General features: G+C 65.0%; 23 protein-coding genes and 1 pseudogene. 17 read left to right on the forward strand and 7 right to left on the reverse strand.

What is annotated here, in order from left to right:
- Nucleotides 1-286: 286 nt before the first annotated feature.
- Nucleotides 287-1189 carry a helix-turn-helix domain-containing protein gene (locus tag ACXJMY_RS22755; RefSeq protein WP_456621582.1) on the reverse strand — a complete coding sequence of 301 codons (903 nt, stop codon included), beginning with the start codon at nt 1187-1189 and terminating at the stop codon, nt 287-289.
- A 51-nt stretch (nt 1190-1240) separates the two neighbouring features.
- On the opposite strand from ACXJMY_RS22755, the gene pobA reads away from it, so the two are divergent.
- The gene (gene pobA / locus ACXJMY_RS22760) at nt 1241-2413 is read left to right on the forward strand and encodes a 4-hydroxybenzoate 3-monooxygenase (RefSeq protein ID WP_456621583.1); all 1173 of its coding nucleotides are present in this window, start codon (nt 1241-1243) and stop codon (nt 2411-2413) included.
- 35 nt (nt 2414-2448) lie between these two features.
- Here the strand turns inward: pobA and ACXJMY_RS22765 are convergent, their stop codons facing one another.
- From ACXJMY_RS22765 to ACXJMY_RS22775, 3 genes and pseudogenes are all read right to left on the reverse strand, one after another.
- Entirely contained in the window at nt 2449-4599 is a 2151-nt protein-coding gene (locus tag ACXJMY_RS22765) for a CHASE2 domain-containing protein (protein ID WP_456621584.1), read from the reverse strand.
- Between the two features lie 18 nt (nt 4600-4617).
- Entirely contained in the window at nt 4618-5289 is a 672-nt protein-coding gene (locus ACXJMY_RS22770) for a hypothetical protein (RefSeq protein WP_456621585.1), read from the reverse strand.
- Between the two features lie 179 nt (nt 5290-5468).
- Nucleotides 5469-6607: pseudogene (locus ACXJMY_RS22775) on the reverse strand (response regulator).
- Nucleotides 6608-6870: 263 nt separating this feature from the next.
- Between ACXJMY_RS22775 and ACXJMY_RS22780 the strand changes: the two are divergent.
- From ACXJMY_RS22780 to ACXJMY_RS22840, 13 genes are all read left to right on the forward strand, one after another.
- Nucleotides 6871-7194 (forward strand): STAS domain-containing protein, encoded by a 324-nt coding sequence (locus ACXJMY_RS22780; protein WP_456621586.1) that lies wholly within the window; start codon nt 6871-6873, stop codon nt 7192-7194.
- Nucleotides 7194-7559, forward strand: coding sequence for a response regulator (locus ACXJMY_RS22785; protein WP_456621587.1), 366 nt, complete (start codon nt 7194-7196; stop codon nt 7557-7559). The genes ACXJMY_RS22780 and ACXJMY_RS22785 overlap by 1 nt, the downstream gene beginning before the upstream one ends.
- A complete protein-coding gene (locus ACXJMY_RS22790; protein WP_456621588.1) occupies nt 7556-9628 on the forward strand; it encodes a chemotaxis protein CheA in 2073 nt (690 codons plus the stop codon). The genes ACXJMY_RS22785 and ACXJMY_RS22790 overlap by 4 nt, the downstream gene beginning before the upstream one ends.
- Nucleotides 9628-10089: a chemotaxis protein CheW gene (locus tag ACXJMY_RS22795; protein ID WP_456621589.1), complete on the forward strand. Its 462-nt coding sequence runs from the start codon at nt 9628-9630 to the stop codon at nt 10087-10089. Before ACXJMY_RS22790 ends, ACXJMY_RS22795 begins: the two co-directional genes overlap by 1 nt.
- A gap of 45 nt (nt 10090-10134) precedes the next feature.
- Nucleotides 10135-11832 carry a methyl-accepting chemotaxis protein gene (locus ACXJMY_RS22800; RefSeq protein ID WP_456621590.1) on the forward strand — a complete coding sequence of 566 codons (1698 nt, stop codon included), beginning with the start codon at nt 10135-10137 and terminating at the stop codon, nt 11830-11832.
- A 65-nt stretch (nt 11833-11897) separates the two neighbouring features.
- The gene (locus ACXJMY_RS22805; RefSeq protein WP_456621591.1) at nt 11898-12386 is read left to right on the forward strand and encodes a chemotaxis protein CheW; all 489 of its coding nucleotides are present in this window, start codon (nt 11898-11900) and stop codon (nt 12384-12386) included.
- Between the two features lie 59 nt (nt 12387-12445).
- A complete protein-coding gene (locus tag ACXJMY_RS22810; protein ID WP_456621592.1) occupies nt 12446-14251 on the forward strand; it encodes a methyl-accepting chemotaxis protein in 1806 nt (601 codons plus the stop codon).
- Nucleotides 14252-14391: 140 nt separating this feature from the next.
- Nucleotides 14392-15249: a CheR family methyltransferase gene (locus tag ACXJMY_RS22815; protein ID WP_456621593.1), complete on the forward strand. Its 858-nt coding sequence runs from the start codon at nt 14392-14394 to the stop codon at nt 15247-15249.
- 17 nt (nt 15250-15266) lie between these two features.
- A complete protein-coding gene (locus ACXJMY_RS22820; protein WP_456621594.1) occupies nt 15267-16358 on the forward strand; it encodes a protein-glutamate methylesterase/protein-glutamine glutaminase in 1092 nt (363 codons plus the stop codon).
- Between the two features lie 5 nt (nt 16359-16363).
- Nucleotides 16364-18091: a chemotaxis protein gene (locus tag ACXJMY_RS22825; RefSeq protein ID WP_456621595.1), complete on the forward strand. Its 1728-nt coding sequence runs from the start codon at nt 16364-16366 to the stop codon at nt 18089-18091.
- A gap of 151 nt (nt 18092-18242) precedes the next feature.
- Complete coding sequence (locus ACXJMY_RS22830; protein ID WP_456621596.1) at nt 18243-18689, forward strand: hypothetical protein; 447 nt, start codon at nt 18243-18245, stop codon at nt 18687-18689.
- Between the two features lie 126 nt (nt 18690-18815).
- Nucleotides 18816-19100, forward strand: a complete 285-nt coding sequence (locus ACXJMY_RS22835) for a hypothetical protein (RefSeq protein ID WP_456621597.1) — start codon at nt 18816-18818, stop codon at nt 19098-19100.
- 128 nt (nt 19101-19228) lie between these two features.
- A complete protein-coding gene (locus tag ACXJMY_RS22840; RefSeq protein WP_456621598.1) occupies nt 19229-19657 on the forward strand; it encodes a CHRD domain-containing protein in 429 nt (142 codons plus the stop codon).
- Between the two features lie 56 nt (nt 19658-19713).
- Here ACXJMY_RS22840 and ACXJMY_RS22845 read toward each other — a convergent pair whose 3' ends face one another.
- From ACXJMY_RS22845 to ACXJMY_RS22855, 3 genes are all read right to left on the reverse strand, one after another.
- Entirely contained in the window at nt 19714-20079 is a 366-nt protein-coding gene (locus ACXJMY_RS22845) for a VanZ family protein (protein ID WP_456621599.1), read from the reverse strand.
- A 161-nt stretch (nt 20080-20240) separates the two neighbouring features.
- A complete protein-coding gene (locus ACXJMY_RS22850) occupies nt 20241-21833 on the reverse strand; it encodes an EAL domain-containing protein (RefSeq protein ID WP_456621600.1) in 1593 nt (530 codons plus the stop codon).
- A gap of 700 nt (nt 21834-22533) precedes the next feature.
- The gene (locus ACXJMY_RS22855) at nt 22534-22707 is read right to left on the reverse strand and encodes a hypothetical protein (protein WP_456621601.1); all 174 of its coding nucleotides are present in this window, start codon (nt 22705-22707) and stop codon (nt 22534-22536) included.
- 609 nt (nt 22708-23316) lie between these two features.
- On the opposite strand from ACXJMY_RS22855, the gene ACXJMY_RS22860 reads away from it, so the two are divergent.
- From ACXJMY_RS22860 to ACXJMY_RS22870, 3 genes are all read left to right on the forward strand, one after another.
- On the forward strand, nt 23317-23472 hold the full coding sequence (locus ACXJMY_RS22860; RefSeq protein ID WP_167533024.1) for a hypothetical protein: 156 nt from the start codon (nt 23317-23319) through the stop codon (nt 23470-23472).
- A 289-nt stretch (nt 23473-23761) separates the two neighbouring features.
- Nucleotides 23762-24046 carry a hypothetical protein gene (locus ACXJMY_RS22865; protein WP_456621602.1) on the forward strand — a complete coding sequence of 95 codons (285 nt, stop codon included), beginning with the start codon at nt 23762-23764 and terminating at the stop codon, nt 24044-24046.
- A 49-nt stretch (nt 24047-24095) separates the two neighbouring features.
- Nucleotides 24096-24518, forward strand: a complete 423-nt coding sequence (locus ACXJMY_RS22870; RefSeq protein ID WP_456621603.1) for a hypothetical protein — start codon at nt 24096-24098, stop codon at nt 24516-24518.
- Nucleotides 24519-24540: the final 22 nt, after the last annotated feature.

Raw genomic sequence — 24540 nt, forward strand, 5'->3', positions numbered from 1 at the left:
ACCTGTGGTGCTCGAGCTCCCGTGCTGGTTTGCACAACTCGGGACACCGCGAGAGCTCGATCGGCATCCGGAGCCGTTTCCGCTCCGGGCCGCTTCGATTGTCAGGTGTGACGTTCGTTCAGGCGCAAAGCAGATCCACGGCGGACGAGGGCATTAGCCCTCCCGTCATCATCAGCACTGATGCTTGCTGTGACTGCCGCATTGTCGGTTGCCTGGGTCGCTGATTGCGAAGAGGCGCGTACATAAGGCATGGCAGTGCCGTTTGCAAGAGGGCACGCCCGCGCCGCTATTCCCCGCCAAGGAGCTGCGCGCGGAACGCGCGCGGCGATAACCCGGTCGTTGCCGTATAGACCCGGCTGAAATAGGCGGGGTCCTCGAAACCGAGCGCGTAGGCAATCGTCGAGACCGGCAGGTTGGTGTAGACGAGGTTGCGCCGCGCCTCGCGGATCAGCCGGTTGAGAATGAGATGCGAGGCGGTGTCGCCGGTCGCCGCGCGGGTCACCCGGTTGAGGTGGGTCGGCGTGATCGACAGCGCCTTCGCGTAGTCCGCAACGCTCCAGCGCTCCAGATGGTGCTGCTCCAGCAGCGCCTCGAAGCGGCGGAACAGGCCGGTCTCGGTCGTTCCATTGCCGCCATTCTCGCCCACGAGCGCGCGCGCGACGAGGCCGATCATGGCCGCCGACAGCGCGCGCAGCACATGCGCCCGGCCGAAATCGCGCGCGGCGTGCTCGGCGAAGATCTGCTTCATGGTGGCACGGATCTGCGGCGTGCCGCGCAGCACGGCCGATCGTGACAAGGCTCCGCGCAGGCCCTCCGAAGCGAGCAGCGCCTCGTCCAGGATCTCCGCGGCGATGGTCAGCACCCAGCCTTGCGTTCCCGGTACGAAGTGGAAGCCGTGGACGTGGCCGACCGGCACGTTGACGATCTGCATCGGCCGGAGCGGCACCACGCGCCCGTCGAGTGTCGCCTCGCCGCCGCCGCGCTCGATCAACAGCACCTGGTGCAGCCGGGCGTGGCGGTGCACGGCCAGCGTCCAGTCGTGCAGCACCGAACGGGACGCGATCGTCTCGCAATGCACGACATCCGGCAGGTCGCCGGACTCGCCGAACAGGTTGTAGACCCGGATCGCCGGGGCTGGGACTGCGGTTCTCATGTTCGAATTGTACAAGACAAAGGCCGATCCCTCCATCGGTAAGCAGCGAAAAACCTGCAAAAAAAGCCCGAACGGGAGGACGCGAAAATGAAAGTTCAGGTCTGCATCATCGGCGGTGGGCCGTCCGGGCTGCTGTTGTCCCAGTTGCTGCATCTGAAGGGCATCGACACGGTCGTGCTGGAAAAATACAGCCGCGACCACGTGCTGGCCCGCATCCGCGCCGGCGTGCTCGAGCATGGCTTTGCCAAGCTGATGCGCGAGGCGCAATGCGGCGAGCGGATGGACCGCGAAGGCGAGATCCACAGGGGATTCGAGATCGCCCATGACGGGGTGCTCTCCCAGATCGATCTCTACAAGCATTCCGGCGGCAATTCGGTGCTGGTCTACGGCCAGACCGAGCTGACGCGCGACCTCTACGACGCGCGCGACCGGCTCGGCGGCAAGGTCGTGCACAACGCCGAGGACGTCACGCCGCACGACCTGGCATCGGACCGGCCCTACGTGACCTACCGCTCGAACGGCGAGACCGTCCGCGTCGATTGCGACTACATCGTCGGCGCCGACGGCTTTCACGGCGTCAGCCGCAGATCGATTCCGAAGGACGTGCTGCGTGAATACGAAAAGGTCTACCCGTTCGGCTGGCTTGGGGTGCTGTCGCGTACCAAACCCGTGTCGCCGGAGCTGATCTATGCGAAGCACGAGCGCGGCTTTGCGCTTTGTTCCCTGCGTTCCCAGGTGCTCAGCCGCTACTACGTCCAGGTGCCGCTGACCGACAAGGTTGAGGACTGGAGCGACGATGCGTTCTGGGCCGAGCTGAAGCGCCGGTTGCCGGACGAGGTCGCCGCGCGCCTGGTCACGGGGCCCTCGATCGAGAAGAGCATCGCGCCGCTGCGCAGCTTCGTCGCCGAGCCGATGAGCTATGGCGGGCTGTTCCTCGCGGGCGATGCCGCCCACATCGTGCCGCCGACCGGCGCGCGCGGACTGAACAGCGCCGCCTCCGACATCTATTATCTCTATCACGCCATGCTCGCGCATTATCAGAATGGCGACGATTCAGGGCTCAAAGGCTATTCGGCCAAGGCGCTCGCCCGGATCTGGAAAGCGCAGCGCTTCTCGTGGTGGATGACGATGCTGCTGCATCGCTTCCCCGATCGGCTCGAATACGAGGATCGGCTTCAGCAGACGGAGCTGGAATATCTGTTCTCGTCGGAGACGGCACAGCGGCTGCTGGCGGAGAATTATGTGGGGCTGCCGTTCTAGCTAGCGCGAGATGATTTGGGAGAGGGCGAGCGCCGCTACTTCCCTTCGAGCGCGTTGACCGGTGTCCAGTCCGGTGACGGTGGATTTATGGCATACGCTCTCGCGCGCTTCGCAAACAAAGCTGATGCCGGATCGGTCGCTGCCACGCTCTCGAACGCATCGACCGCCTTGGCAAACTCATGCCCCCGCCAGCACGCCAGCCCCTGCGCATACGCTGCGGCAATCTTCGTCTGCTCGCCGCTCTCTGAACCCTTCTCCGCCAGCGGCTCGAACACCTTGATCGCTTCGCCACGTCCAAGCACCCTGATCGCGTCGAGCTCGCGCCAGGCGAAGGTGTCGCCGGTCTGGGCGACAGTGGCCTCCGACGCCATGATCGCGGTGCCGTAATATTTGTTGGCGCCCTCGAGCCGCGAGGCGACGTTTACGGTGTCGCTCATCACGGTGTAGTTGAAGCGGCGGCGCGAGCCGATATTGCCGACCACGGCCTCGCCGCTGTTGAGCCCGATGCGATGCGACAGGCCGCGGCCGGCGAAGGCGGCGTTGCTCGCGTTGAGTTCGGCCAGCTTGTCGTGGCACTTCAGCGCCGCGCGCACCGCGTTGCGCGCGTGCGCGGGATCGTCGGCGGGGGCGCCGAACATGGCGACGATGGAATCGCCGATATATTTGTCGACATAGCCGCCATGGCCTTCGATGATGTCGGTCATCGCCGACAAATATTCGTTCATCAAGGTCACCAGCTCGCCCGGCGTCATCGCCTCGGCGATGGAGGAGAAGCCGCTGAGGTCGGAGAAGAACATGGTGACGTTGCGCATCTCGCCGCCGAGCGCCGGCATCTTGCCGGAGGCAACCATGGTGTCGATGACCTCGGGCGCGAGGTAGAACGCGAAGCTCTTGCGCAGAAAACGCTCCTCGCGGTCGGCTACGACGAAGCGGTAGCCGATCATCATTGCGAGCGCGGCAAGGCTTGCGAGCGCAGGCTCCGCCAGCGGCAGCGCCAAGGCATGAACGAACGCCCCGACGGCGACCGCGGCGTATACGGCGGTGAGGGCGAACCACGCGACCAGCGCGCCGCCCGGTGCAAGCATGCAGGCCGCGCAGGCAACGATGGCCGCGAACATGATCGTTAGAATGGTCCGCAGCGGAAAGCCGAGTTCCGTCACGGCATCGCGCTCCATCAGATTTCGAACCGCGGTGGCATGCACGAAGACACCGGCAACGTCGCTGCGGGCCTTCTGCGCGAAGCCCGCCGGGGCAGGCAGGGCGCATCGCGGCGCCGGCGTTCCGTCATATCCGCCGAGCAGACGCATCGAGGTGATCTTGCGGTCGTCGAAATTGAGGACGGTGCCGAGCAGCACGACCTTGCCGTCGAAGGCGCGGCGGAAGAAATCGCGGTCGCCTTTCTCGACGCAGGCGCGCAGGTCGGCGAAGGAATAGGTCGGCACGTCGCGGCCCATGCCGCGGAAGTTCAGCGTCAGCGTGTTCGGCACCGGGCTTGGGACCGCATAGCCCGACAACACCGTCGCGCCGGACGGCGCAGTCTCCGGCTTCGCGCCGAGCGCGCGCGCGGCCAGCTCGACGGCCATTGCGGGGACCGGCCTGCCGTTTATCGAAAAGCTCAGCGGCATCCGCCGGATCACGTGGTCGGTGTCGGTATGGACGTTGAGCGCGCGGATGTTGTTGCGCACCGCCACTTGCTGTGCGCGATAGGGCACGTCCGGATGGTCGTTGCTCAGGATATCGCCGAGCACCAGTTTGCCGGTGTCCGATATTTGTCGCAGGGCGATCAGAAAGTCGCGGTCGAATCCCTTCATGCGGTCGCCGAGCGGCGCGTCGCCGAAGGGAATCTCCGACTGCTCGATCGAGCTGGGAAAGATGACGTCGAAGCCGGTCACCCTGGCGCCGCCCTCAGTGATGCTTCCGAGCACGCGGCCGATCTCGCGCGTCCAGGTCAGCGTCGGCGATCCCTTGAAGGGCGGCGTGTCGTAGGTCTCGCCGTCGATCGCCACGACGACGACAGGTGACGTGGCGGGATCGCGGCGGTCGCCGACGAGCTTGCCGCGCATGGCCGTGAGGATGTCGAGCGAGAGGCCTTGCAGCGTCTGAAGCGGCGGGGACGTGAAGGCCGCGCCCGCAAGGAGCGCAATCAGGATCGCCGCAACGATGTCCCCCCTGCCAATCCGCCGCATCGCGTCGACGCGGGCCGCCTATTCGAGCCGCAGCAGGCGGCCGACGATCGGCGTCGGCGACGAGGTGGCACTGGCGTCGACCTGGAAGGCGTAGCGCTTGGTGCCGAGGATCGCGAGATAGGTGCCGCCCGGGGTCAGCGACTTTCCGGCTTTGGCGAGGTCGTAGAACTTGCCGCCGATCATGATGTCGTTCTTGAGCGGCACGCTGATGCTGGGCTCCTTGCCGTCGGTGCGCTCGATGACCAGCGTGCTGCCGCTCTTGGCCTGGACCAGCGGCGCGACGCCGTAGATCGTGGGCAGCTTTGCCGGAGCGCCGCCCTTGGTGTCGGATCGCATGGTCCGGAACGTGGTCGCGGCACTCTGGTTCGCCTCGCGCTCGGAGAGCTGCGCCGCGTTGGTGTCGCAGGGCACCTTGACGCGCTGCACGTTGCCGAGCTGTACGGTGCTCTGCTCGGCGCCGACCAGGACGACGCCTTCGCTGATCGTCTCACGCAGGCAGGATTTCAGATAGCCGAGCGTGATGCTCGCCTTCGGGCCGAGCTTGATGATCTTGCCCGGCGCCACATAGTCCATGAATTGGATGCCGTCGACCTTGCCCTGTACATCCTCGACGATCGCGGTCGGGGTTTCCGCCAAGGCGGGGGCGGCGAGACAGAACGCGCCGACAACGGCGCCGACCAGGCTTTTCATGGGAATTCTCATCCAATTCGACCGATCCACGACCGGTCCCCGTCCTGATGCTTAGCAGCGCCGCGCCCAGACAAGTGTGACCGGAATCACTCTTTGATATTGGTGCACTCTATCAGGAACTGGTTCAAACCGGCGAACGGAGAAAGTGGAGCCGTGGCAAGCTCTTGCCCGGACCGGCGTCAGGCCGCCGGAATCGCCTCGGGCGTGCGGTCCTCGACCGGGCGGCTCTCGGCCGTTGTCATTATAAAGGGTGAGAGCACGGCCTCGGCCTTCTGAAACGGCGTTGCCGCTGCCCGGCCGCGATCTCCACGACCTCGCTCCAACGCGACAGGAAAGCCTCGACGCATTCGGGATCGAACTGCCGTCCCTGGTTTTCGACCAAATAGTCGCGTGCGGCCTCGAGCGGCATCGGCTCCTTATATGGCCGCCGCGTCGTCAGGGCGTCGAAGACGTCGGCGACCGCGACCACGCGCGCGGCGACCGGGATCGCGTCCGCCTTGAGGCCGTGCGGATAGCCCGTGCCGTCCCAGCGCTCGTGATGGCCTGCGGCAATTTGCGCGCCGAGCTGGATCAGCTCGCAACCGGAGTCCGCCAAAATCCGCTCGCCGATCGTGGCGTGGGTCCGGATCACCGCCATCTCCTCGTCGGTCAGCCTGCCGGGCTTGAGCAGGATATTGTCGGGAATGGCGACCTTGCCGACGTCGTGCAGCGGCGCGGCGAGATAGATGTCCCGGCAGAGCCGGGCCGGGAGGCCGAGCTGCTCGGCGATGATGCGGCTGTAGCGGGCGACCCGCAGCGTATGCTCGCCGGTGTCGTTGTCGCGGTATTCGACCGCGAGCGCGAGCCGTAGGATGATCTCCTCCTCGCGCTCGCCGAGCTTCTGGGTCGCGGCCGCGACTGCGCTCGCCAGATCGGCGGCACGGTCGTTCTGCTTGCGCACGGCTGCACCAAGGCGCACCAAATTGCGCAGGCGCACCGTCATCTCGACGCTCTGTGGCTGTTTCGGTAAGAAATCGGTTGCACCAGCCTGCAGCGCTTCCATCTTGACGTCGTCGGTCTGTCGCGAGGTGATCATCGCGATCGGGATGTCGGCACAGCCGGGCAGGGTGCGGAAGGCGCGAATGAAGCTGATGCCGTCCATATGCGGCATCTCGTAGTCGACCAGCACGAGATCGAAGACGCGCTCCCGCGCGCAGGCCAGCGCTTCCACGGGATCGAGGAAGGTGGTGGCCTCGACCCGACCGTCGGCCTCGATATGACGTTTCAGGAAGTTGAGGACGGAGCGGCTGTCGTCAACCAGGAGCGCTTGGGTCAGCATCGGGGCCGCGGCTCTCTTCGCTGGCAAAGGCACGAACCCAAGCCATAACCCGATGAAATTTAACGCGGAGCAAATGCGCGCGCCGGGGGTGACGCTGCGGGTATGCGCGCATCGCATGAGATTTCAACCGGCTATGCACGTTTGGATGCGGTTGCGCGAACTCCCGGGGAATGTGACCCGTAGTTGTACGGAGCGTTGCGTTAGGGGTTTGCTCATTCGATTCGCGTCAAACGTGTATCGGAATTCAGCAAAGGCGGGCAGCGATGGCGCTCAATCCGACGGAGCCAAAGTGGTCGTTGCGGTTGCCCGCCGATTGCAGCATCGCGGCCATTCGTAGCGTCTATGACCTCATTCGCGAGGCGTTCGGCCGCCAGGAACGGCTCGAGATCGATTGCTCCAGCGTCGACAAGGCCGACGTGACCTCGATCCAGCTCCTGCTGTCGACCGCCAGAACCGGCGAGGCCCAGGGCCGCCCGGTGGTGCTGACCTCCTTCTCCCAGTCGCTGCGCAACACCCTTCACCGTGCCGGCTTCGCCAGCGAGGCGATGATCGATCAGCATTTCCCGCAAAAGAAAGATGGCGCCTAATGGCCACGATTCTGACCGTCGACGATTCCCCCAGCATTCGGCAGATGATCAAGGTCGTGCTCGAGCCGGCCGGTCACAGCGTGATCGAGGCCGGCGACGGCGCGCAAGGCCTCGCCAAGGCGCAGGCCAGCAAGCTCGACCTCGTCATCACCGACCTTAATATGCCCGTCATGAACGGGCTGGAGCTGATCCGGGCGCTGCGCAAGCTGCCGAGCGCGGTCGGCATGCCCATCGTGTTCCTGACCACCGAATCCAACGATACGGTGAAGCAGGAGGCCAAGAGCGCCGGCGCCACCGGCTGGATCACCAAGCCGTTCAAGCCGGAGCAGTTGCTCGCCGTCGTCGCCAAGCTGGTGCGTGCATGAGCGCGATGGACCCGACCGAGGTCTTTCGCCAGGAAGCCAGCGAGCTGTTCGAGGTCCTGGAAGGGGCCCTGCTCGACCTCGGCCTGCGTCCCGACGACCGCGAGCTGGTCGATTCCGCCTTCCGCGCCCTGCACACCATCAAGGGCTCGGGCGCCATGTTCGGCTTCGACAAGGTCGCCTCCTTCACCCACGAATTCGAGACCGCGTTCGACCGTGTCCGCAAGGGCGAGATCAAGCCGACCCAGGAGCTGATCTCGGTCGCGCTCGCCGCCAAGGACTATATCCGCGCGCTGATCGAGGACCCCCAGTCGACCGACGACGTCATCGGTGAAGGGATTCTCGACGACCTCAGGCGCTTCGTGTCATTTGACCAGCCTGATGCTCCGGTCGCCGAGATCGCGGAAGCGCCGCCACTGGCCCCTGGCGAGAGCAAGCAGGCCGGCTGGCATCTCCATCTTGAATTCGAATCCCACATCCTGCGCAACGGCTCGAACCCGCTCGATCTCCTGGAAGATCTCTGCAAGCTCGGCCCCTGCTTCGTCGTGCCGATCACCGATGGAATCCCGTTCCTCGACGAACTGGAGCCGGCCGACTGCTATCTGAAGTGGGACGTCAAGCTGCACGCGGCCTGCGACAAGGACGCGATCGACGACGTCTTCATGTTCGTCTCGGACGAGATGAAATTGACGCTGTCGCCGCTGGAGCATGTCGAAGCGCCCGCGCCGATGCCGCTGTTTCAGCTCCTCGACGAGGAGCCGGCTCCTGCGGCCGAGTTGGCCGCGCCGGTGGTCGAGGTTGCTGCCGCGCCGGTCGCTACGCCGCCCGTCGTCAAGGCCGAGCCGAAGCCGGAACCCAAATCTGAACCGAAGGCCGAGGGCAAGCGCGACGAGCGCGGCATCGCCACCGTTCGCGTCCAGGCCGAGCGCCTCGACGAGTTGATGGACCGGGTCGGCGAACTTGTGATCGCTCAGGCGCGGCTGACCCAGCTCGCCGCCTCCGGCTCCGACCTCTCGATCAAGATGATCGCCGAGGAAATCGAGCGCCTCGCCTCGTCCTTGCGCGACACCACGATGGGCGCGCGCATGGTGCCGATCGGCTCGCTGTTCGGCCGCTTCCGCCGCCTGATTCACGATCTGTCGCGCGATCTGTCGAAGCCGGTCGAATTCGTCACCACGGGCGAGGACACCGAACTCGACAAGACCATGATCGAATGCCTGGCCGATCCGCTTGTGCATCTGATCCGCAACGCCATCGACCACGGCATCGAGGATACCGCGACCCGCAGCGCCGCCGGCAAGACCGAGCAGGGCCGGATCGAGCTCGCCGCCGTTCATTCCGGCGCCCAGGTGCTGGTCACCGTGAAGGACAATGGCGGCGGCCTCAACACCGCGCGCATTCGCGCCAAGGCGGAAGAGCAGGGGCTGATCGCGGTCGGCGCCGTGCTCTCGGATCACGAGATCCACCAGTTCCTGTTCCATCCGGGCTTCTCCACGGCGCAGACCATCTCGGCGCTGTCGGGCCGCGGCGTCGGCATGGACGTGGTCAAGCGCACCATCGAGAACATGCGCGGCTCGATCGATCTGTCGACCAGGCCGGGCCAGGGCACCACCGTGACGCTGCGCCTGCCGCTGACGCTCGCGATCATCGAAGGTCTCCTGATCCGTGTCGGCGAGGGCCGCTACATCATCCCGCTGTCGGCGGTGGAGGAATGCGTCGAGCTGACCGCCGAGGACGAGCGCTCGCGCGGCCGCAACTTCCTCAATGTGCGCGGCAATCTCGTGCCGTTCCTGCGCCTGCGCGAGATCATGACTGCGTCGGGCGCCCCGGACCGGCACCAGAAGACCATCATCATCTCGACCGGCGAGAGCCGCGTCGGGCTCGTCGCCGACCAGATCATCGGCAACCACCAGACCGTGATCAAGTCGCTCTCCAAGCTGCACTCGGACGTCACGATCTTCTCCGGCGCGACCATCCTGGGTGACGGCACGGCGGCGCTGATCCTCGACGTCGCACAGCTGGTCGCGCTGGCGCAGTCCAGGGTCGAAAAACACATCAGCGAGGCGGCGTGATGAACGAGACGCGGACCGGCGAGCATCAGGCGGACGCGATGCAGGTCGTGATGATCGGTCTCGGCGAGGAGAAGTTCGCGCTCGACGCGGGCCTGGTGCGCGAGATCATCGATCCCGTGCCGGTGACCAGGGTCGCCGGCGCCCGATCCTTCGTTCCGAGCGTGATCAACGTGCGYGGCAATGTGATTCCGCTCGCGGACCTGCGCATCCGTTTCGGCATGCCGCAACTCGAGGACTCGGCCGACACGCGCATCGTCGTCATCGAGATCGAGCTCGACGGCGAGCCGGTGATGGTCGGCGTGACCGCCGACAAGGTCTACGAGGTCACGGAGATCTCGCAGACCGACGTGCAGCAGACGCCGCGCGTCGGCATGCACTGGAAGCCGGAGTTCATTCGCTTCATCGCCAAATGGCGTGAAGAGTTCGTCATCGTTCCCAACATGGAACGCATTCTGAATTGAAATGAGGTCCCACGGGCGGGACTTGGACTGGGGTAGGGGCTGGAAATGAGATTTACGGTCAAGGCAAAGCTTGCCAGCGCGTTCGGCGTGGTCCTGTTGCTCTCGATGGCGGCGGGCGGCCTCGCTTATGTGAAGCTGAGCGAAATGATCGACACCGCCGATAGCCTGGTGTCGCGCGCCAACCGGATGGACCGTGCAGCGGAAATCGAGAAGGGAATCCTGCTCCAGGTTCGCGCCGAGAAGAACCTCCTTCTCGCCCCTGACAGCGAAGGGGATCGCTTCCTCGCTGAGATCGCCAAGCAGCGCGAGACACTCCTGAGGCTCAAGGAAGAGATTCACGCGGCGGCTTCCCCCGAAGGCAAGAAGCTCCTCGACAATTTCGGCGCCGCCTATGCGCGGATGAATGCAGTTCAGGATGAAGCCCTCAAGGCCGCGCGGACCGACAAGGCAAAGGGCGCCGAGCGCTCCATGACCGATGTCCGCAAGGCCGTCGGCGAGGCGATGGAAGCCGCCAACGTCTACGTCACCAACGTCAAGAAGAACATGGCCGCTCAGGCGGCCCAGGCTCACGAGGACGGTAATCGGGCTCAGTTCCTGCTGATCTCGGCCGTGCTTGTATCGCTTGCGGTCGGCCTGATCGCCGCGATCTGGATTTCCATCAGCATCGCCCGCGGCCTCGGCCGCGCGGTCGGGCTCGCCGGCGCGGTTGCCAATGGCGACCTCAGCGAGATGATCAAGGTTTCCAGCAATGACGAGATCGGTGACCTCACCAAGTCGCTGAACGTCATGGTCGAGAAGCTTCGGCAGATCGTCGAGGAAGCCCTGACCGCCGCGCAGAACGTCTCGGCCGGCAGCCAGGAGCTCTCCGCCAGCGCCGAGCAGCTGTCGCAGGGTGCGACCGAGCAGGCGTCGTCCGCGGAGGAAGCCTCCTCCTCGATGGAGGAGATGGCCTCGAACGTGAAGCAGAACGCCGACAACGCCAACCAGACCGAGAAGATCGCTGCGCAGTCGGCCAAGGACGCCGAAGCCAGCGGTGTCGCCGTGGGCCGCGCCGTCGAGGCGATGCAGACCATCGCCGCGAAGATCACCATCGTGCAGGAGATCGCGCGCCAGACCGACCTGCTCGCGCTCAATGCCGCGGTCGAAGCCGCGCGCGCCGGCGAACACGGCAAGGGCTTTGCGGTGGTCGCCTCCGAAGTGCGCAAGCTCGCCGAGCGCAGCCAGGCCGCGGCCGCCGAGATCGGCACCTTGTCGACGGAGAGCGTGAAGGTTGCCCAGGAAGCGGGCGGCATGCTGTCCAGGCTCGTGCCGGACATCAAGAAGACCGCCGAGCTCGTCCAGGAGATCACCGCGGCCTGCCGCGAGCAGGACGTCGGCTCGGCCCAGATCAACCAGGCCATTCAGCAGCTCGACAAGGTCGGCCAGCAGAACGCCAGCGCCTCCGAACAGGTGTCCTCGACCTCGGAAGAGCTCGCCTCGCAGGCCGAGCAGCTCCAGTCGACCATCTCGTTCTTCCGGATCGAGCACGCCGGACGCGGCGAGGGCGCCGCGCCTGCGCCGATCGATCGTGCCGTCACCCAGCTCCGTGCCAAGGCGGCGCACATGGCAACCGTCGATCGTGGCAAGAAGAAGCCCGTGGCCGCCCGCCAGCCGGCGCGCGCATTGAAGGTCGCGGGCGGCGGCGGCTTCGCCTTCGACATGCATGACGGCGAAGACGACCGCGACGCCGAATTCCAACGCTGATCAATCGGTCCGGCCTTGCGCCGGACCGCGCTCATTCGCAAACCTTCGGATCCCTGGATCGCATCATGGCCGCAACCTCGCAATATCTGACGCTCGGGCTCGCCGGCGAGACGTTCGGCATCAGCATCCGCAACGTCCGCGAAATCCTCGACATGCGGCCGATCTCGCGCCTGCCGCACGCGCCGAACTTCCTGCTCGGCATGATCGACGTGCGCGGCAGCGGCTATCCGATCGTCGACCTCCGGACCAAGCTCGGCCTGCCGAACGTGCCGGCCACCGAAGCCACCCGCATCATCATTCTCGACGTGCCGATGAAAGGCCGCCTGGTCGGCGTCGGCTTCGTCGCCGATTGCGTGTTCGAGGTCACCGACATCGACGAGCAGGCGATCGAGCCCGTGCCCGAGGTGGGCGGCAAGTGGCAGTCCGACTATGCCGCCGGCATCGGACGCAAGGGCGAGAAGTTCGTCGTCATTTTCGATCTCGCCAAGCTGATGGCGAATGACGAGATCCCGGACGGGCGTGATGCGGCTGCGGATGCTCCCCGCGCCGCCTGAGTTTGCAAGAGTGAAGCGTGGTCAAGCGTAGCACCTCAATTCGAACCAACGAGACCAAAATGAGATTCACCGTCAAAGCCAAGCTTGCCAGTGCCTTCGGCGTCGTCATCCTGCTTTCCATGATTGCCGGTGCGGTCGGCTACATGAAGCTGTCGGACATGGTCGGCACCACCGAGCTTCTGGTCAGCCGTGCGGGCCGCATGGAGAAGGCCGCCGAGCTCAAGGAAGGCATCCTGCTGATGGTGCGCGCGGAGAAGAACTCCATCCTCGCGACGTCTGACGCGGACTATGACCAGTTCGTCACCGACCTTGCCAAGAACCGTGAACAGCTCACCAGGTCCAAGGACGAGATTCACGCTGCCGCCAGCGAGGGCGGCAAGAAGCTGATGGATGCGTTCTCGGCCGCCTTCGCCAAGCTGAACGCCTATCAGGAGGAGACTGTCAGGCTCGCGAAGACCGATAAGCCGAAGGCTCTGGATCGCTCCATGCATGACGGCCGCAAGGTCGTGGCAGACGCGATCGAGGCGGCTGACGGCTATATCAAGAACGTCAAGAAGAACATGGCCGAGCAGGCCGAACAGGCGAAGCAGGACGGCGCCCGCGCCGAAATGCTGCTGATAAGCCTGGTGATTGCCTCGCTATTGATCGCCGCAGTCGCAGCGACCTGGATCGCTGTCAACATCAGCCGGGCGCTGGCGCAGGCCGTCGGCCTCGCCGACGCTGTGGCGATCGGCGATCTCAGCCACAAGATCGAGTCTTCCAGCAATGACGAAATCGGTGATCTCATCAAGTCGCTGAACGCGATGACGGTGAACCTGAATGCGACTGCGGCCCTTGCCAACGCGATCGCGCAGGGCAATCTCATGGTTGAGGCCAAGCCGCAGTCGGACAAGGACACGCTGGGCCTTGCCCTCGAGCGCATGGTGGAAAAGCTCCGCCAGATCGTGTCGGAAGCCCTGACCGCGGCACAGAACGTCTCGGCCGGCAGCCAGGAGCTCTCCGCCAGCGCCGAGCAGCTGTCGCAGGGCGCGACCGAGCAGGCCTCGTCCGCGGAAGAGGCCTCCTCCTCGATGGAGGAGATGGCCTCGAACGTGAAGCAGAACGCCGACAACGCCAACCAGACCGAGAAGATCGCGGCGCAGTCCGCCAAGGATGCCGAGGCCAGCGGCGCTGCCGTGGGACGCGCCGTCAATGCGATGCAGACCATCGCCGAGAAGATCACGATCGTGCAGGAGATCGCGCGGCAGACCGACCTGCTCGCGCTTAACGCGGCGGTCGAGGCCGCGCGCGCCGGCGAGCACGGCAAGGGCTTTGCGGTGGTCGCCTCCGAAGTGCGCAAGCTCGCCGAGCGTAGCCAGGCCGCGGCGGCCGAGATCGGCACGCTGTCGACCGAAACCGTCAAGGTCGCGCAGGAAGCCGGCAACATGCTTGCCAAGCTTGTGCCTGATATCAAGAAGACCGCCGAGCTGGTCGAGGAGATCACCGCGGCCTGCCGCGAGCAGGACGTCGGCTCGGCCCAGATCAACCAGGCCATCCAGCAGCTCGACAAGGTCGGCCAGCAAAACGCCAGCGCCTCCGAGCAGGTGTCCTCGACCTCGGAAGAGCTCGCCTCTCAGGCCGAGCAGCTCCAGTCGACGATCGCCTATTTCCGCATCGAGCAGGGCGCGAAGGGCCATGCGGCTGCGCCGATCGACCGTGCCGTGAGCCAGCTGCGCACCAAGGCCGCGCACATGGCGGCTGCCGATCGCCCGGCCAGGAAGCCTCAGGCCAAGACGGCGCGTGCCGTGAAGGTTGCGGGCGGCGGGGGATTCGCTTTCGACATGGCCGACGGCGAAGACGATCGGGACGCCGATTTCCAGCGTTAGGAGGTCTGAGGGATCGACCCGTCCTTCCCGGACGGGCCGATCCGTCTGCAACGGTTGCGTGAGATAGCAGGATACAAGATGGCCCATACGGCCCCAGGTTCAGTGCAGGCGGTGACCCCGGGCCCGGGCAGGCGCTCATGATGTCCATGCCCGCTGTGCAGGATACGGCCGTCCATCTGTCGGACCGTCACTTCCGGACCATTGCCGAGCTGATCGAAGGCCAGGTCGGCATCAAGCTGCCGCAGGGCAAGCGGCTGATGCTGGAAGGACGGTTGCACAAGCGCGTGCGGGCGCTGAACTTTTCCGATCTCAACGAGTATGTCGACAACCTGTTCGAGGCGAACCATTTCGACACCGAGCTGACCCATCTCATCGATGTGGTGACGACCAACAAGACCGACTTCTTCCGCGAGCCGCAGCATTTCACCTTCATGAGGGACGCCGCCGTCCCGGCTCTGCTCAAGCTGCACGGACGCAGGAACGCGAACCTGAAGATCTGGAGCTCGGCGAGCTCCACCGGCATGGAGGCCTACACGGCGGCCATGGTGCTCGACGACATGACGCGGACCGGATCGCGGTTTCAGTTCCGCATCCTCGGTACCGACATCTCGACCGCGGTGCTGCGTCTTGCCAGGACTGCGATCTACACCCGCGATGTGCTGGCGCCGGTGCCCGAGCAGTTCCTGAAGCGATATTTCCTGTCGTCACGTGACAGGTCGCGCGGCGAGGTGCGGGTGGTTCCGGAATTGCGGCGCATGACGCATTTCATGCGGATGAACCTCATGGATACGTCCTACCCGGTCGACCGGGACGTCGACATCATCTTCTGCCGCAACGTCCTGATCTATTTCGAGCGCGAGACCCAGCGCAAGGTGATCGAGCAATTGTGCAACCATTTGCGGCCCGGCGGCTATCTGCTGGTCGGACATTCGGAATCGATGATTCACAGTGCCGTGCCGGGATTGAAGCAAGTTCAGCCCACCATTTTCCAGGTCTGATTGGAGCGCCGCCCAAAATGCCGCAGGGAAAGGTTCGCGTCCTGATCGTGGACGATTCGGCGTCGGTGCGCCAAATCCTCCAATCCATCCTCAACGACGATTCCGACATCGAGGTGATGGGAACGGCCTCGGATCCGTTCGCCGCGGCGCGTCGCCTCCAGAACGAGATCCCCGACGTCATGATTCTCGACATCGAGATGCCGCGCATGGACGGCATGACCTTCCTGCGCAAGATCATGGCGCAGCGTCCGATTCCCGTGATCATCTGCTCCTCGCTCACCGAGGAGGGCTCGAACGTGATGTTCGAGGCGTTCGAGGCCGGCGCCGTCGACATCGTGCCGAAGCCGAAGATCGACACAAGGCAGGCGCTGCTGGAGTGCTCGACGCGGCTGCGCGAAGCCGTCAAGTCGGCGGCGCGCGCACGCGTGCGCCCGCGCACGGAGCGGCGGGCGATCGAGAGGAAGCTGACGGCCGACGCGATCATCCCGCCGCCGGTGCAGGGCCGGACGCGGCCGGCGACGGAAGGCATCGTCTGCATCGGCGCCTCGACCGGGGGAACGGAGGCGCTGAACGACGTGCTGGAGATGCTGCCGCCAAATTGCCCGGGCATCCTCATCGTGCAGCACATGCCGGCAGGTTTCACCGCCGCGTTTGCCAGGCGTCTCGACGGTGTCTGCCAGATCCGGGTCAAGGAAGCCGAGGACGGCGAGCCGGTGCTGCCGGGCTGCGCCTATATCGCGCCGGGTGCCCGTCACATGCTGCTTCAGCGCATCGGCCTGCGCTACCAGATCGCGATCAAGGACGGTCCGCCGGTGTCGCGGCATCGTCCCTCGGTCGACGTGCTGTTCCGCTCGGCGGCCCAGCATGCCGGCGCCAACGCGCTCGGCGTCATCATGACCGGGATGGGCGACGACGGCGCGCGCGGGATGCTGGAGATGCGCAAGCTCGGCGCCTCGACGCGCGCGCAGGACGAAGAAAGTTGCGTGGTGTTCGGCATGCCCAAGGAAGCCATCGCCCATGGCGGTGTCGAGAAGGTGGTCTCGCTGCACCACATCCCGCGCGAGATCATGCACTGGTATCAGGCCGGGCACGCTGCGGTGGCGGGTTGATCGCAATGTCCGCCATTCCGGCCAGCACGCTCACTGAGGCGATCGCCGCGATCGAGGATGTCTCGTCGCGCATCGAGGCCGTGTTCGCGCGCGTCGGTCACGAGCTCGGTCGTGGCCACATCATCTTCAAGGAGCTGAACCAGGGTCTTGCGACGCTCTCCGGCGAGCTGTCCGGCGCCGAGATCGAGGGGGCGGCGACCGCGTTGCAGGAGATCGCCGCGCGACTGAGCGAACTGGCACAGGCGCTACCGGCCGAGAGCGCTCTGCTCGCGACGATCGGCAAGAGCACCGCGGAGGCGTCCTCGCTGCTCAAGCCGCTGTTCAAGCACATCCAGATGATCACCATCATCGCGCGCAGCGCGCGGATCGAGGCGGCTTCGCTCGACGGCGATCGCGAGGGCTTTCTCGCCTTCACGCAGGAGGCCTACGATCTCGGCAAGGCCGTGCAGGGGTCGATCGAGGGCTGCGCGCGGGATCAGCAACGCCTGTCGGAGGCGGTGGCCACCGCGTCCGGCCGGCAGAAGGAATTCGAGGGCCGTTATCGCGATCAACTGGTCTCGGAGAGCGCCGAACTCGGCGCGGCGTATTCGGGATTGCGTGACCAGCGCAGCAAGAGCAGCCATCTCGCCGACCTCGCGAGCGGCAGCACCAGGAAGATCGCCGAGGCGGTGGGCGGCGCGATCATTTCGTTGCAGGCCGGCGACAGCACGCGCCAACGCCTCGAGCACGTCTGTCACGGCCTTGGCCTTGCGTCCGGATCCGGCCCCAGCCTCGTTCCGGAACCGGTCGCGAGCGACGACGGCGCGCGCGCGATCGGCCAGTTGCAGGCGGCCCTGCTCAGGGACGCTCAGCGCGAGTTCGGCGGCGATATCGGCCAGATCGTTCGCGCGCTGACGGCCATCCTGAATGATGCGGGCGGCGTCGTTGGACATGGCCGTGCGCTGTTCGGCGGCGAGGATGACGGGTCGTCGTCGTTTCTGGCGCGTATCAAGCATACGCTGGCGCAGGCCTCGACCCTGATCGCCACCTGCGAGGGCGCCGGCCGTGCGGTCGACGACGCGCTGGCGATCGTCGAGGAGACGCTGGCGAAGTTCCGGGAGGCGATCGCCGGGCTCGCCGAGGCCACGGTCGACATCACCCTGATCGGAATGAATGCGGGTCTCAAGGCCAGCCATCTCGGCAGCCGCGGCAGCGCCTTCGTGGTCATCGCCAACGAGCTCAAGGCGACCGCCGACCAGGTCTCGGCGGGCGCAGGGCGCTTGAGGCCCGTGCTCGACGGCATCGAACGGTCGGCCAATGAGCTGAAGGAGCTGCGCGTGCAGGGCGACCCCACGCAGCTCGCCAAGCTCGAGCCGCAGATTCTCCAGGCGCTGCGCGAGATCGAGGCCGGCAACGAACGGCTCGGCAAGCTGATGAGCCGGCTCGTCGACGAAGGTGCGGAATTCGAGGGTTTGATGAATTCGGCGCAAGGCCTGATGACCACGCTGGGCGAGGGCTCTGCGGCATTGCCTGCGGTCGCCGCGCGTATCGAGACCGCAAGCGCGGCTCGGCAGCGGCCGCAGCCGCAGGCGCAGGACGAGGCGATGCTCGACGCTCTCTTCGCGCGCTACACGATGGAGCGCGAGCGCGACGTCCATCGGGAATTCTTGCGAACGCTCGGGCTGGCCTCGATCGCCGCCACGCGCCGGGTCGAGGCGGTCGAGACCGCGGATGACGGCATAGAATTGTTTTGACGTCTCCTCCGGCGTCGCCTCGCGCGTCGGCCGCAATTTGACGGGTCGGCTTTGCAGGGCGTTAACCGTAGCGGAATGCTCACTGCATCGGTCATTGTCGCGCCCCAGAGTTGGTTGCAAATACGGATGAATTTTACGACGGAAGTTTTTCATGCTGAGAGACGGCAAATACGCTGCCTGGTTCAGGACCCCGCGTGGCCAGGGCACCGGCGTCGTGCATCTGGCCCAGGGGCGGATCTTTGGCAGCGACAGCTTCTTCACCTATGGCGGCTCCTACCAGGTCGATGACCAGCGCTTCACGGCCGTCCTGACCACGCGACGGCATGCCGAGGGCCCGCCGACGGTGTTTGGTCCCGATGAGGTCGAGGTCAACCTCTCGGGCGTATTCAACGGCAAGATGGCGACCTGCTCGGGAACGGCCAGGCAGGCGCCCGAAGTGATGTTCGAGGCGACGCTGATCTACAGCCAGGAGGATGTGCCGGCCGCCGACGACAGAGGCGCCGTCGTGAAGCTCAAGGCCGACAAGCTGCCCAAGGGCCTCGACGGCCGTTCACGGTCGCGCCATCCGTTCACGCCTCCCAAGACGCCCGTTTCCTGAGGCTCCCGCGCTTTAGCTTTGCATTGACGCTGTTGTCGCGAAAACACCCCGCGACCGCACCACGGCAAGAGTGCCTTTAGAGGTGAAATCTAGGTTGGCGCTCATAACAAAAGGGCGGACAGGGACATGCCTCAGATCTGGATGACATATGACGAACTCGCGACACTCAGCGGCTGCAGTGCTGCCGAAGCCCGGCTTCAGGCGCTGCATTTGTCGCTGGATCGCCGCAAAAGCCGCGATGGAAACACCCGCGTCAAGCTGAACCTCGCATTGATGGCCCGGTTCTTCGAAACCATTCGCGAAGCCGAAGTCGACCTCGATGAAGCGATCGCGGCGTTGCGCCAGACCCATCGGCAGATGGCCGGGGTTCTCACGACCGGGCAGGCGGGCTCGACCCGCGGGGTGGCCTAGTTCGCCGCTCCGGCGGCAGTCGGCTCTCTTCGAATCAGGCATAATCGTCCAGCCGGAATTCGGCGCGACCGCCGGTGTTCACACTGGAACGGATCGTGGCCCAAAGCGATCCCGGCTGGGAGGATGCGATGAACAAAGCCGTGTACCTGGCGGGTGCGTTGGTTGTTGCGATCCCGCTCGGCCTCATGACGGCGGCCACCGCCGAAGTGATCAAATTGCAGGCAGAACTCAAGGGCAGCAATGAAGTGCCGCCCAACACGAGTTCCGGTTCCGGCAAGGCGGAGGCGGCCTTCGACACGGGCACGAAGATTCTGACCTATACGGTCACTTATGCCGATCTCAGCGGACCCGCGCTGGGCGCACATTTCCACGGGCCCAGCGACCCCGGCAAGAATGCCGGCATCGCGCTTCCGTTCAAGTCGGCGCAAAGCCCGATCCAGGGCACGGCGACCCTCACCGAGGCGCAGGCTGCGGATCTGTTGGCCGGAAAGTGGTACGCGAACATCCACACGGCAGCCAATCCCGGCGGCGAGCTGCGCGGGCAGATGGCGAAGTAGGGATTTCGCTTCTCCACGCCGTGCGGTGTCGGTTGGCGCAACCGGTATTGGCTGCGCTAAGACGGCGGCCTGGGCAGGAAAGCCAAAATCGTCTGGGCGAGGAGAACGCCGACCGTGCCGCCGGCCGCCTTTTGCAGCACGTCTATGAACCGGGGATCGCGATCCGGCGTCACCGCCTGCAAGACTTCGAGGCCGACTGCGACGGCGACCACGAAGACGCAAGCCAGCTTGACCCGCCCCGGCAGCAGGAAGGACAGCAGGAAGCCCAGCAGGCCGTAGGCGCTGAAGCGCTCGATGACGACGACCCAGTAGGCCTCCGCATGGCCCATGAGCGCGGGCCTGCCCGCGAGCTTGGCAAGCGTGGCATAGATGATCAGCGCGAAGCAGATTCCCGCGGCTGCGATGATGTGGTTGCGGCGCATGGCACCAGCATAGCGGGTCGATCGGCCGGCCGCTTTTGAAAGCGAAGAACATCGTTAAGGTCCCCACACTTCCGAGGGCCGCTTCATCCGGCGGCTCGCGTTGGGACATGTCGTGACGGTACAGCTCGGCAGCCTGTCCGAATTCGGGCCAGCCGGCGCGGTCAGGCCACCAGCGCCGTGTCGTCGATCGGGACTGCGGCCGCAATTGCGGCGGATCGCGAGGCCATCAGCTCGCTGAACTTGGCGAAGGGCAGGGGCGCGGCGACGAGATAGCCCTGGCCCTCTTCGACGCCGCACGAGATCAGCGCGTGGGCCTGCTCCTCGGTTTCGACGCCTTCGGCCACCACCGTCATATGGAAGTCCCGGGCGAGCGCCACCAGCATCTCCACGATCGTCGTGGTCGAGGCGTCCACCGTGATGGTGTCGACGAAGAACTTGTCGATCTTGATGGTGTTGGCACCCAGCCCCTTCAGCCGCGACAACCCGCTGTGTCCGACGCCCACGTCGTCGATCGCGACACGGAAGCCGAAATCGCGCAGCTCGCTCACGACGGCTGCGGCACGCTTGAGATCGTCGAGTTCGTCGCGCTCGGTCACCTCGACCACGATCTGCCGCGCCGAGACTTTTGCCGCGGCGACGGTGGTGCGGAGCGTTTCGACGAAGCCGGCGCTCAACAGGTGCTTCGGCACGACGTTGAGCGAGAGCTTGAACTCCTTATCGGCCTTGAGATGCGACTGGAGATCGGCCAGCGCGCGGCCGAGAATCTGCCAGGTCATGGCTTCGATCCGGCCGCTGGATTCCGCCAGCGGGATGAAATTCATCGGCGGGACCACCGAGCCGTCCTCGCGCAGCCAGCGCGCCAGGATCTCGCAGCCCCTGATCCGGCCGGTCCTCAAGTCGAAGATCGGCTGGTAATACGGCCTGAATTCTCCGCGCGCCAGCGCGCGATCGAGATCGGCGACGGGACCCTCCATGCGCCGGGTGCGCGACAAGAGGATGCCGAACAATACGCCCAGCGCCAGCGCGACCGCCATGGCCGGCCAGTAGGCCTCGCTGTTCCATGTCGACAGCACGGTCTTGTCGATACGGATGACCGTGCGCAGCGGGTAGCGCGCCGAGCTCTTCGCGAACTCGACCGGATGCGGCAGCGCCTTGTCGGCGTCGGGCGTGAACTCGCCGAGCTGTGCGCCGTTGTTGAGGGCCAGCAGCACCTCGCCATGCGCGCGCAGCTCGGCCGGCATGATGTCGAACAGGCTGGCATTGACCCCGAGGATGGCAACCAGCGCCTTCTTGCCGCCGATGTCCCTGAGCACGCCGAGTGCGTCGCCGCCGAACTGTTCGACGCGGAACAGCATCAATCTGGAATCGCGCGAGGCGAGCATGTCGGCGCGGTCGACCCAGCCCTTGTCGAACTCGAGCGTCTCCGAATAGGCCGAGCAGATCACCGAGCCGTCCGAATTGACGAGCCGCACGTCCTTCACCGCGGAGCGCTGATAGACGTGCAGACGGATCGCCTGGAGCGAGGCGGGGTCGCATGTGGCGAGCCCGCGGCCGGCCAGCTCGTCGAGGCTTGCGGCAGCGAAGTCGACGGCGAACTCGGACCGGCGCAGCACCACCTCGGTCAGCTCGTCGAGCCGGCGTGCCTGCTGGTCGTGGATGAACCGCATCGCGGCAAAGTGACCGGCGAGCCCGAACGCCGCCGTGCCCACAAGTACGAGCGCCGCCAGTCTGAATTTCGGCCGTGCCGACGTCATCCCGCCCGAGGGGGTTAAGAAAGATTACGCGAACCCTAACCGGGGAGGGGCTAAGATAAGGTTTAGAGCCAATGCCGGCGGTGGTATGCGGAGCGTGAGCCGGCGCTGACCGTTGCCCAAATTCTTGTCATCGACGGGACTTCGCCGGCCGCGTCAGGCGCGAAGCCGCACGCCTGACGGCATGACGAAGCCGTTCACGGGAACGACGTTCCGTTCAACGCCGATTGTAGGACCAGCCCTTGTCGACATTGGTGGGATAGTGGGCCGCGAAGTACGGATTCTTGACGCAGTTTCGCGAGGGATCAAAAATCCGGTCCGCGCACTCGCGGAAATTCAGGAATCTGCAATCGAAACCGAAGGCGCACCATGGCGCACCGTTCGGAAATCCGAATCGCACGGGAACTTGCGCCGACGCCAGCGAAGGCAGAGCCAGGAGCAAAGCTACGGCGAGTGCGCGGGACAACATGACTGTATTCCTCCAACAAACCGTCGAGCGGATACGGAAGCCAATCGAGCGATCGTTCTCCGCCGGAAAGGGACAACCTTAATCTCGTTGCTGGATAGTCTACCATCCATACGCGGGGAGATCGAGAGCGCCGAAAGCGGTCGGGCTGCGTCGATTGGCCGGCTTCCATTCACGGCTCGATCACGGGAGACGCGCATGTCCGTGAATTGGCGCGCACGGCCGGCGCAAGGGCCGCTAATTCTTCTTGGTGCCCTTGGATTTGAGCGACAGGCCGAGGCGCAGGGCCATGCGCTTGACCGCATCGGGCGAGCGCCCGAGCTGTTTCGCCGCCTCTTCCAGCGAAGTCGAAGACTTGGCCAGCTCCATCAGCCGGCGGTCTTCCTTGAACGACCAGGGCCTACGCGCCATAACCGAACTCATCCTCTCGTCGACACAACGACAAAGCCGCCAAGCGGACCCACGTTCGCTCGACGGCTTTGCTTGGGTGGGGCCGGGCTTGGGGGAGCCCGGTGCCAAGATGGATAAGCGATCCGTCGGAGTTCGCAACAAACAACGCGGATTAAGCTAACTGCTCAACCTTACCGGGATAAATCTGGTGCAAAACGCTCCGTATAACCACGGAGTTTTCGCTAACCAAGTCGCGATCCGTGCGCGCCGATAGCCGCGCTCGAGCATGTTCTGCCACCATGTCCGCTTGTCGCAGAACCGATGGACGATCCTCGCAAGCCCGTTCCCGCCTCGAGCCGACGGGCCGGTATGCCTCGTTGCGCGAGGTCGACATCGCCGTTGCGACGGCGCGCGGCAAATTCACAACAGTCAATGCAGATTGAATTTTCGCACGAGGATGATCGCAACGACTCCGAACGCGAATCGATCCATCGCGACTCATGCGCGAGACGGAGATCTCGAAGAACAGCTTTGCGCTGCTCTGAGGGAGTCGTCACGAGATCGTCGAATTCGTTCGGCTATGATTCAGGACAACGAGCACGAACAAATCAAACAAATCAGAAGACCGAGATGCTTCAGAAAGCGCGAGCGGCACTTCCCCTCACGAAGATCAGAGAGCGGGCGTTTGAAGGCGCATTTTTCAGCGTTGCGCTGATCGCGATGGCGGGCTGGGTTTATTTCATCACGCTGTTGCTGGTGAGATTGTTCCTGTGGTTCTTCAGCTGAAGCACTCGCGAACATTTCGCATGCACGGTGCTGCCCAAAAAATCTCGCGCGTGACAAGAAAATCAGCGGCGCTCATCATGATCTCGACACAACTCGAAGATGAGAATGCTGCGTCGCGARCACGGGCGTCCGGCGCGGCGGGTATTTCGAGGATTTACAACTTTCGCACGGACACCTCTGGGGCACATGGCGATCAGGAGACGCATGAATCTTGCAGGACGCATACGGGTCTGCAATCGGCCTGCTTCCGACGCTGACCGGCGCGCGGATCGCGAAAGAAGGGGGCGCCATGACTAGCCCGACCAACAATGCGCCGCGGCGATATTTCGTCGATGCTGGCGGCCGGCGCGTCCTGATCGGTCTGACACTCGAGGAGACGTTCGAATTCGAGCGACTCGACAGCGCGCAGACGCCAGATCCGGCAGCCAGGCGGGCCGCGCCTGAGGGCCGCGAAGTGTGGCTGGATGCCGGTGGGCAGCGCTGGCTGGAGCTCTATGAGAAGCACGAGGGCGCCTGGAAGGCCTGGATGGCGCAAAGCCGGGCGGAGCGGTCCGGAGGATTCAGCCTTTATTAACTATCCAGGATCCATTTTCTGGTCTGTCCTTCGAACCGGAAATGCGCGCATGTTCCAACTGTTCCTGCGGGCTCGCACCCAGAATTTTCTCAGAGATCGTTTTGGAGGCGAGCAAATCTTTCGGGCGCGCTCGCCCCAGCGCGACGCTGAAACCGATCAGGCGCGCATCGATGCCATCATGGTCGCGATCGAGGATGCGCTCCATGCGGCCGAGCTGGAGCAGACGGGCCTCAATCGGCGGGTCGAAGATGTGCTGGCGCGGGCAGCGGTGACCTTCGGCAATGGCGATGACGAATATCTCGAGCGGGAACCGCTCGACAGCCATCACCAGGATCTCTTCGACAAGGAGATCTTGAACGGCCAGCGCCGGCTCAAGGAGCTGAGCGCCTCGATCGCCCATTTCAAATTTCTGAAGGCCGCGATGCTCAGCCGCTTTCCAGAATACCGGCCATCGACAAGCAGCACCAACTGACGGTTGCGGCAGGCGCCACCGC

The organism is Bradyrhizobium sp. P5_C12 (assembly GCF_054049735.1).

Bases quoted from the DNA above. Each gene is read 5' to 3' on its own strand.
- ACXJMY_RS22840 (WP_456621598.1), top strand. From the start codon at position 19,229: ATGAACAAAGCCGTGTACCTGGCGGGTGCGTTGGTTGTTGCGATCCCG.
- ACXJMY_RS22785 (WP_456621587.1), top strand. From the start codon at position 7,194: ATGGCCACGATTCTGACCGTCGACGATTCCCCCAGCATTCGGCAGATG.
- ACXJMY_RS22755 (WP_456621582.1), bottom strand. From the start codon at position 1,189: ATGGAGGGATCGGCCTTTGTCTTGTACAATTCGAACATGAGAACCGCA.
- ACXJMY_RS22780 (WP_456621586.1), top strand. From the start codon at position 6,871: ATGGCGCTCAATCCGACGGAGCCAAAGTGGTCGTTGCGGTTGCCCGCC.
- ACXJMY_RS22870 (WP_456621603.1), top strand. From the start codon at position 24,096: ATGTTCCAACTGTTCCTGCGGGCTCGCACCCAGAATTTTCTCAGAGAT.
- ACXJMY_RS22765 (WP_456621584.1), bottom strand. From the start codon at position 4,599: ATGCGGCGGATTGGCAGGGGGGACATCGTTGCGGCGATCCTGATTGCG.
- ACXJMY_RS22860 (WP_167533024.1), top strand. From the start codon at position 23,317: ATGCTTCAGAAAGCGCGAGCGGCACTTCCCCTCACGAAGATCAGAGAG.
- ACXJMY_RS22825 (WP_456621595.1), top strand. From the start codon at position 16,364: ATGTCCGCCATTCCGGCCAGCACGCTCACTGAGGCGATCGCCGCGATC.
- ACXJMY_RS22845 (WP_456621599.1), bottom strand. From the start codon at position 20,079: ATGCGCCGCAACCACATCATCGCAGCCGCGGGAATCTGCTTCGCGCTG.
- ACXJMY_RS22805 (WP_456621591.1), top strand. From the start codon at position 11,898: ATGGCCGCAACCTCGCAATATCTGACGCTCGGGCTCGCCGGCGAGACG.
- ACXJMY_RS22865 (WP_456621602.1), top strand. From the start codon at position 23,762: ATGACTAGCCCGACCAACAATGCGCCGCGGCGATATTTCGTCGATGCT.
- ACXJMY_RS22855 (WP_456621601.1), bottom strand. From the start codon at position 22,707: ATGGCGCGTAGGCCCTGGTCGTTCAAGGAAGACCGCCGGCTGATGGAG.
- ACXJMY_RS22830 (WP_456621596.1), top strand. From the start codon at position 18,243: ATGCTGAGAGACGGCAAATACGCTGCCTGGTTCAGGACCCCGCGTGGC.
- ACXJMY_RS22820 (WP_456621594.1), top strand. From the start codon at position 15,267: ATGCCGCAGGGAAAGGTTCGCGTCCTGATCGTGGACGATTCGGCGTCG.
- pobA (WP_456621583.1), top strand. From the start codon at position 1,241: ATGAAAGTTCAGGTCTGCATCATCGGCGGTGGGCCGTCCGGGCTGCTG.
- ACXJMY_RS22810 (WP_456621592.1), top strand. From the start codon at position 12,446: ATGAGATTCACCGTCAAAGCCAAGCTTGCCAGTGCCTTCGGCGTCGTC.
- ACXJMY_RS22850 (WP_456621600.1), bottom strand. From the start codon at position 21,833: ATGACGTCGGCACGGCCGAAATTCAGACTGGCGGCGCTCGTACTTGTG.
- ACXJMY_RS22835 (WP_456621597.1), top strand. From the start codon at position 18,816: ATGCCTCAGATCTGGATGACATATGACGAACTCGCGACACTCAGCGGC.
- ACXJMY_RS22800 (WP_456621590.1), top strand. From the start codon at position 10,135: ATGAGATTTACGGTCAAGGCAAAGCTTGCCAGCGCGTTCGGCGTGGTC.
- ACXJMY_RS22815 (WP_456621593.1), top strand. From the start codon at position 14,392: ATGTCCATGCCCGCTGTGCAGGATACGGCCGTCCATCTGTCGGACCGT.
- ACXJMY_RS22770 (WP_456621585.1), bottom strand. From the start codon at position 5,289: ATGAAAAGCCTGGTCGGCGCCGTTGTCGGCGCGTTCTGTCTCGCCGCC.
- ACXJMY_RS22790 (WP_456621588.1), top strand. From the start codon at position 7,556: ATGAGCGCGATGGACCCGACCGAGGTCTTTCGCCAGGAAGCCAGCGAG.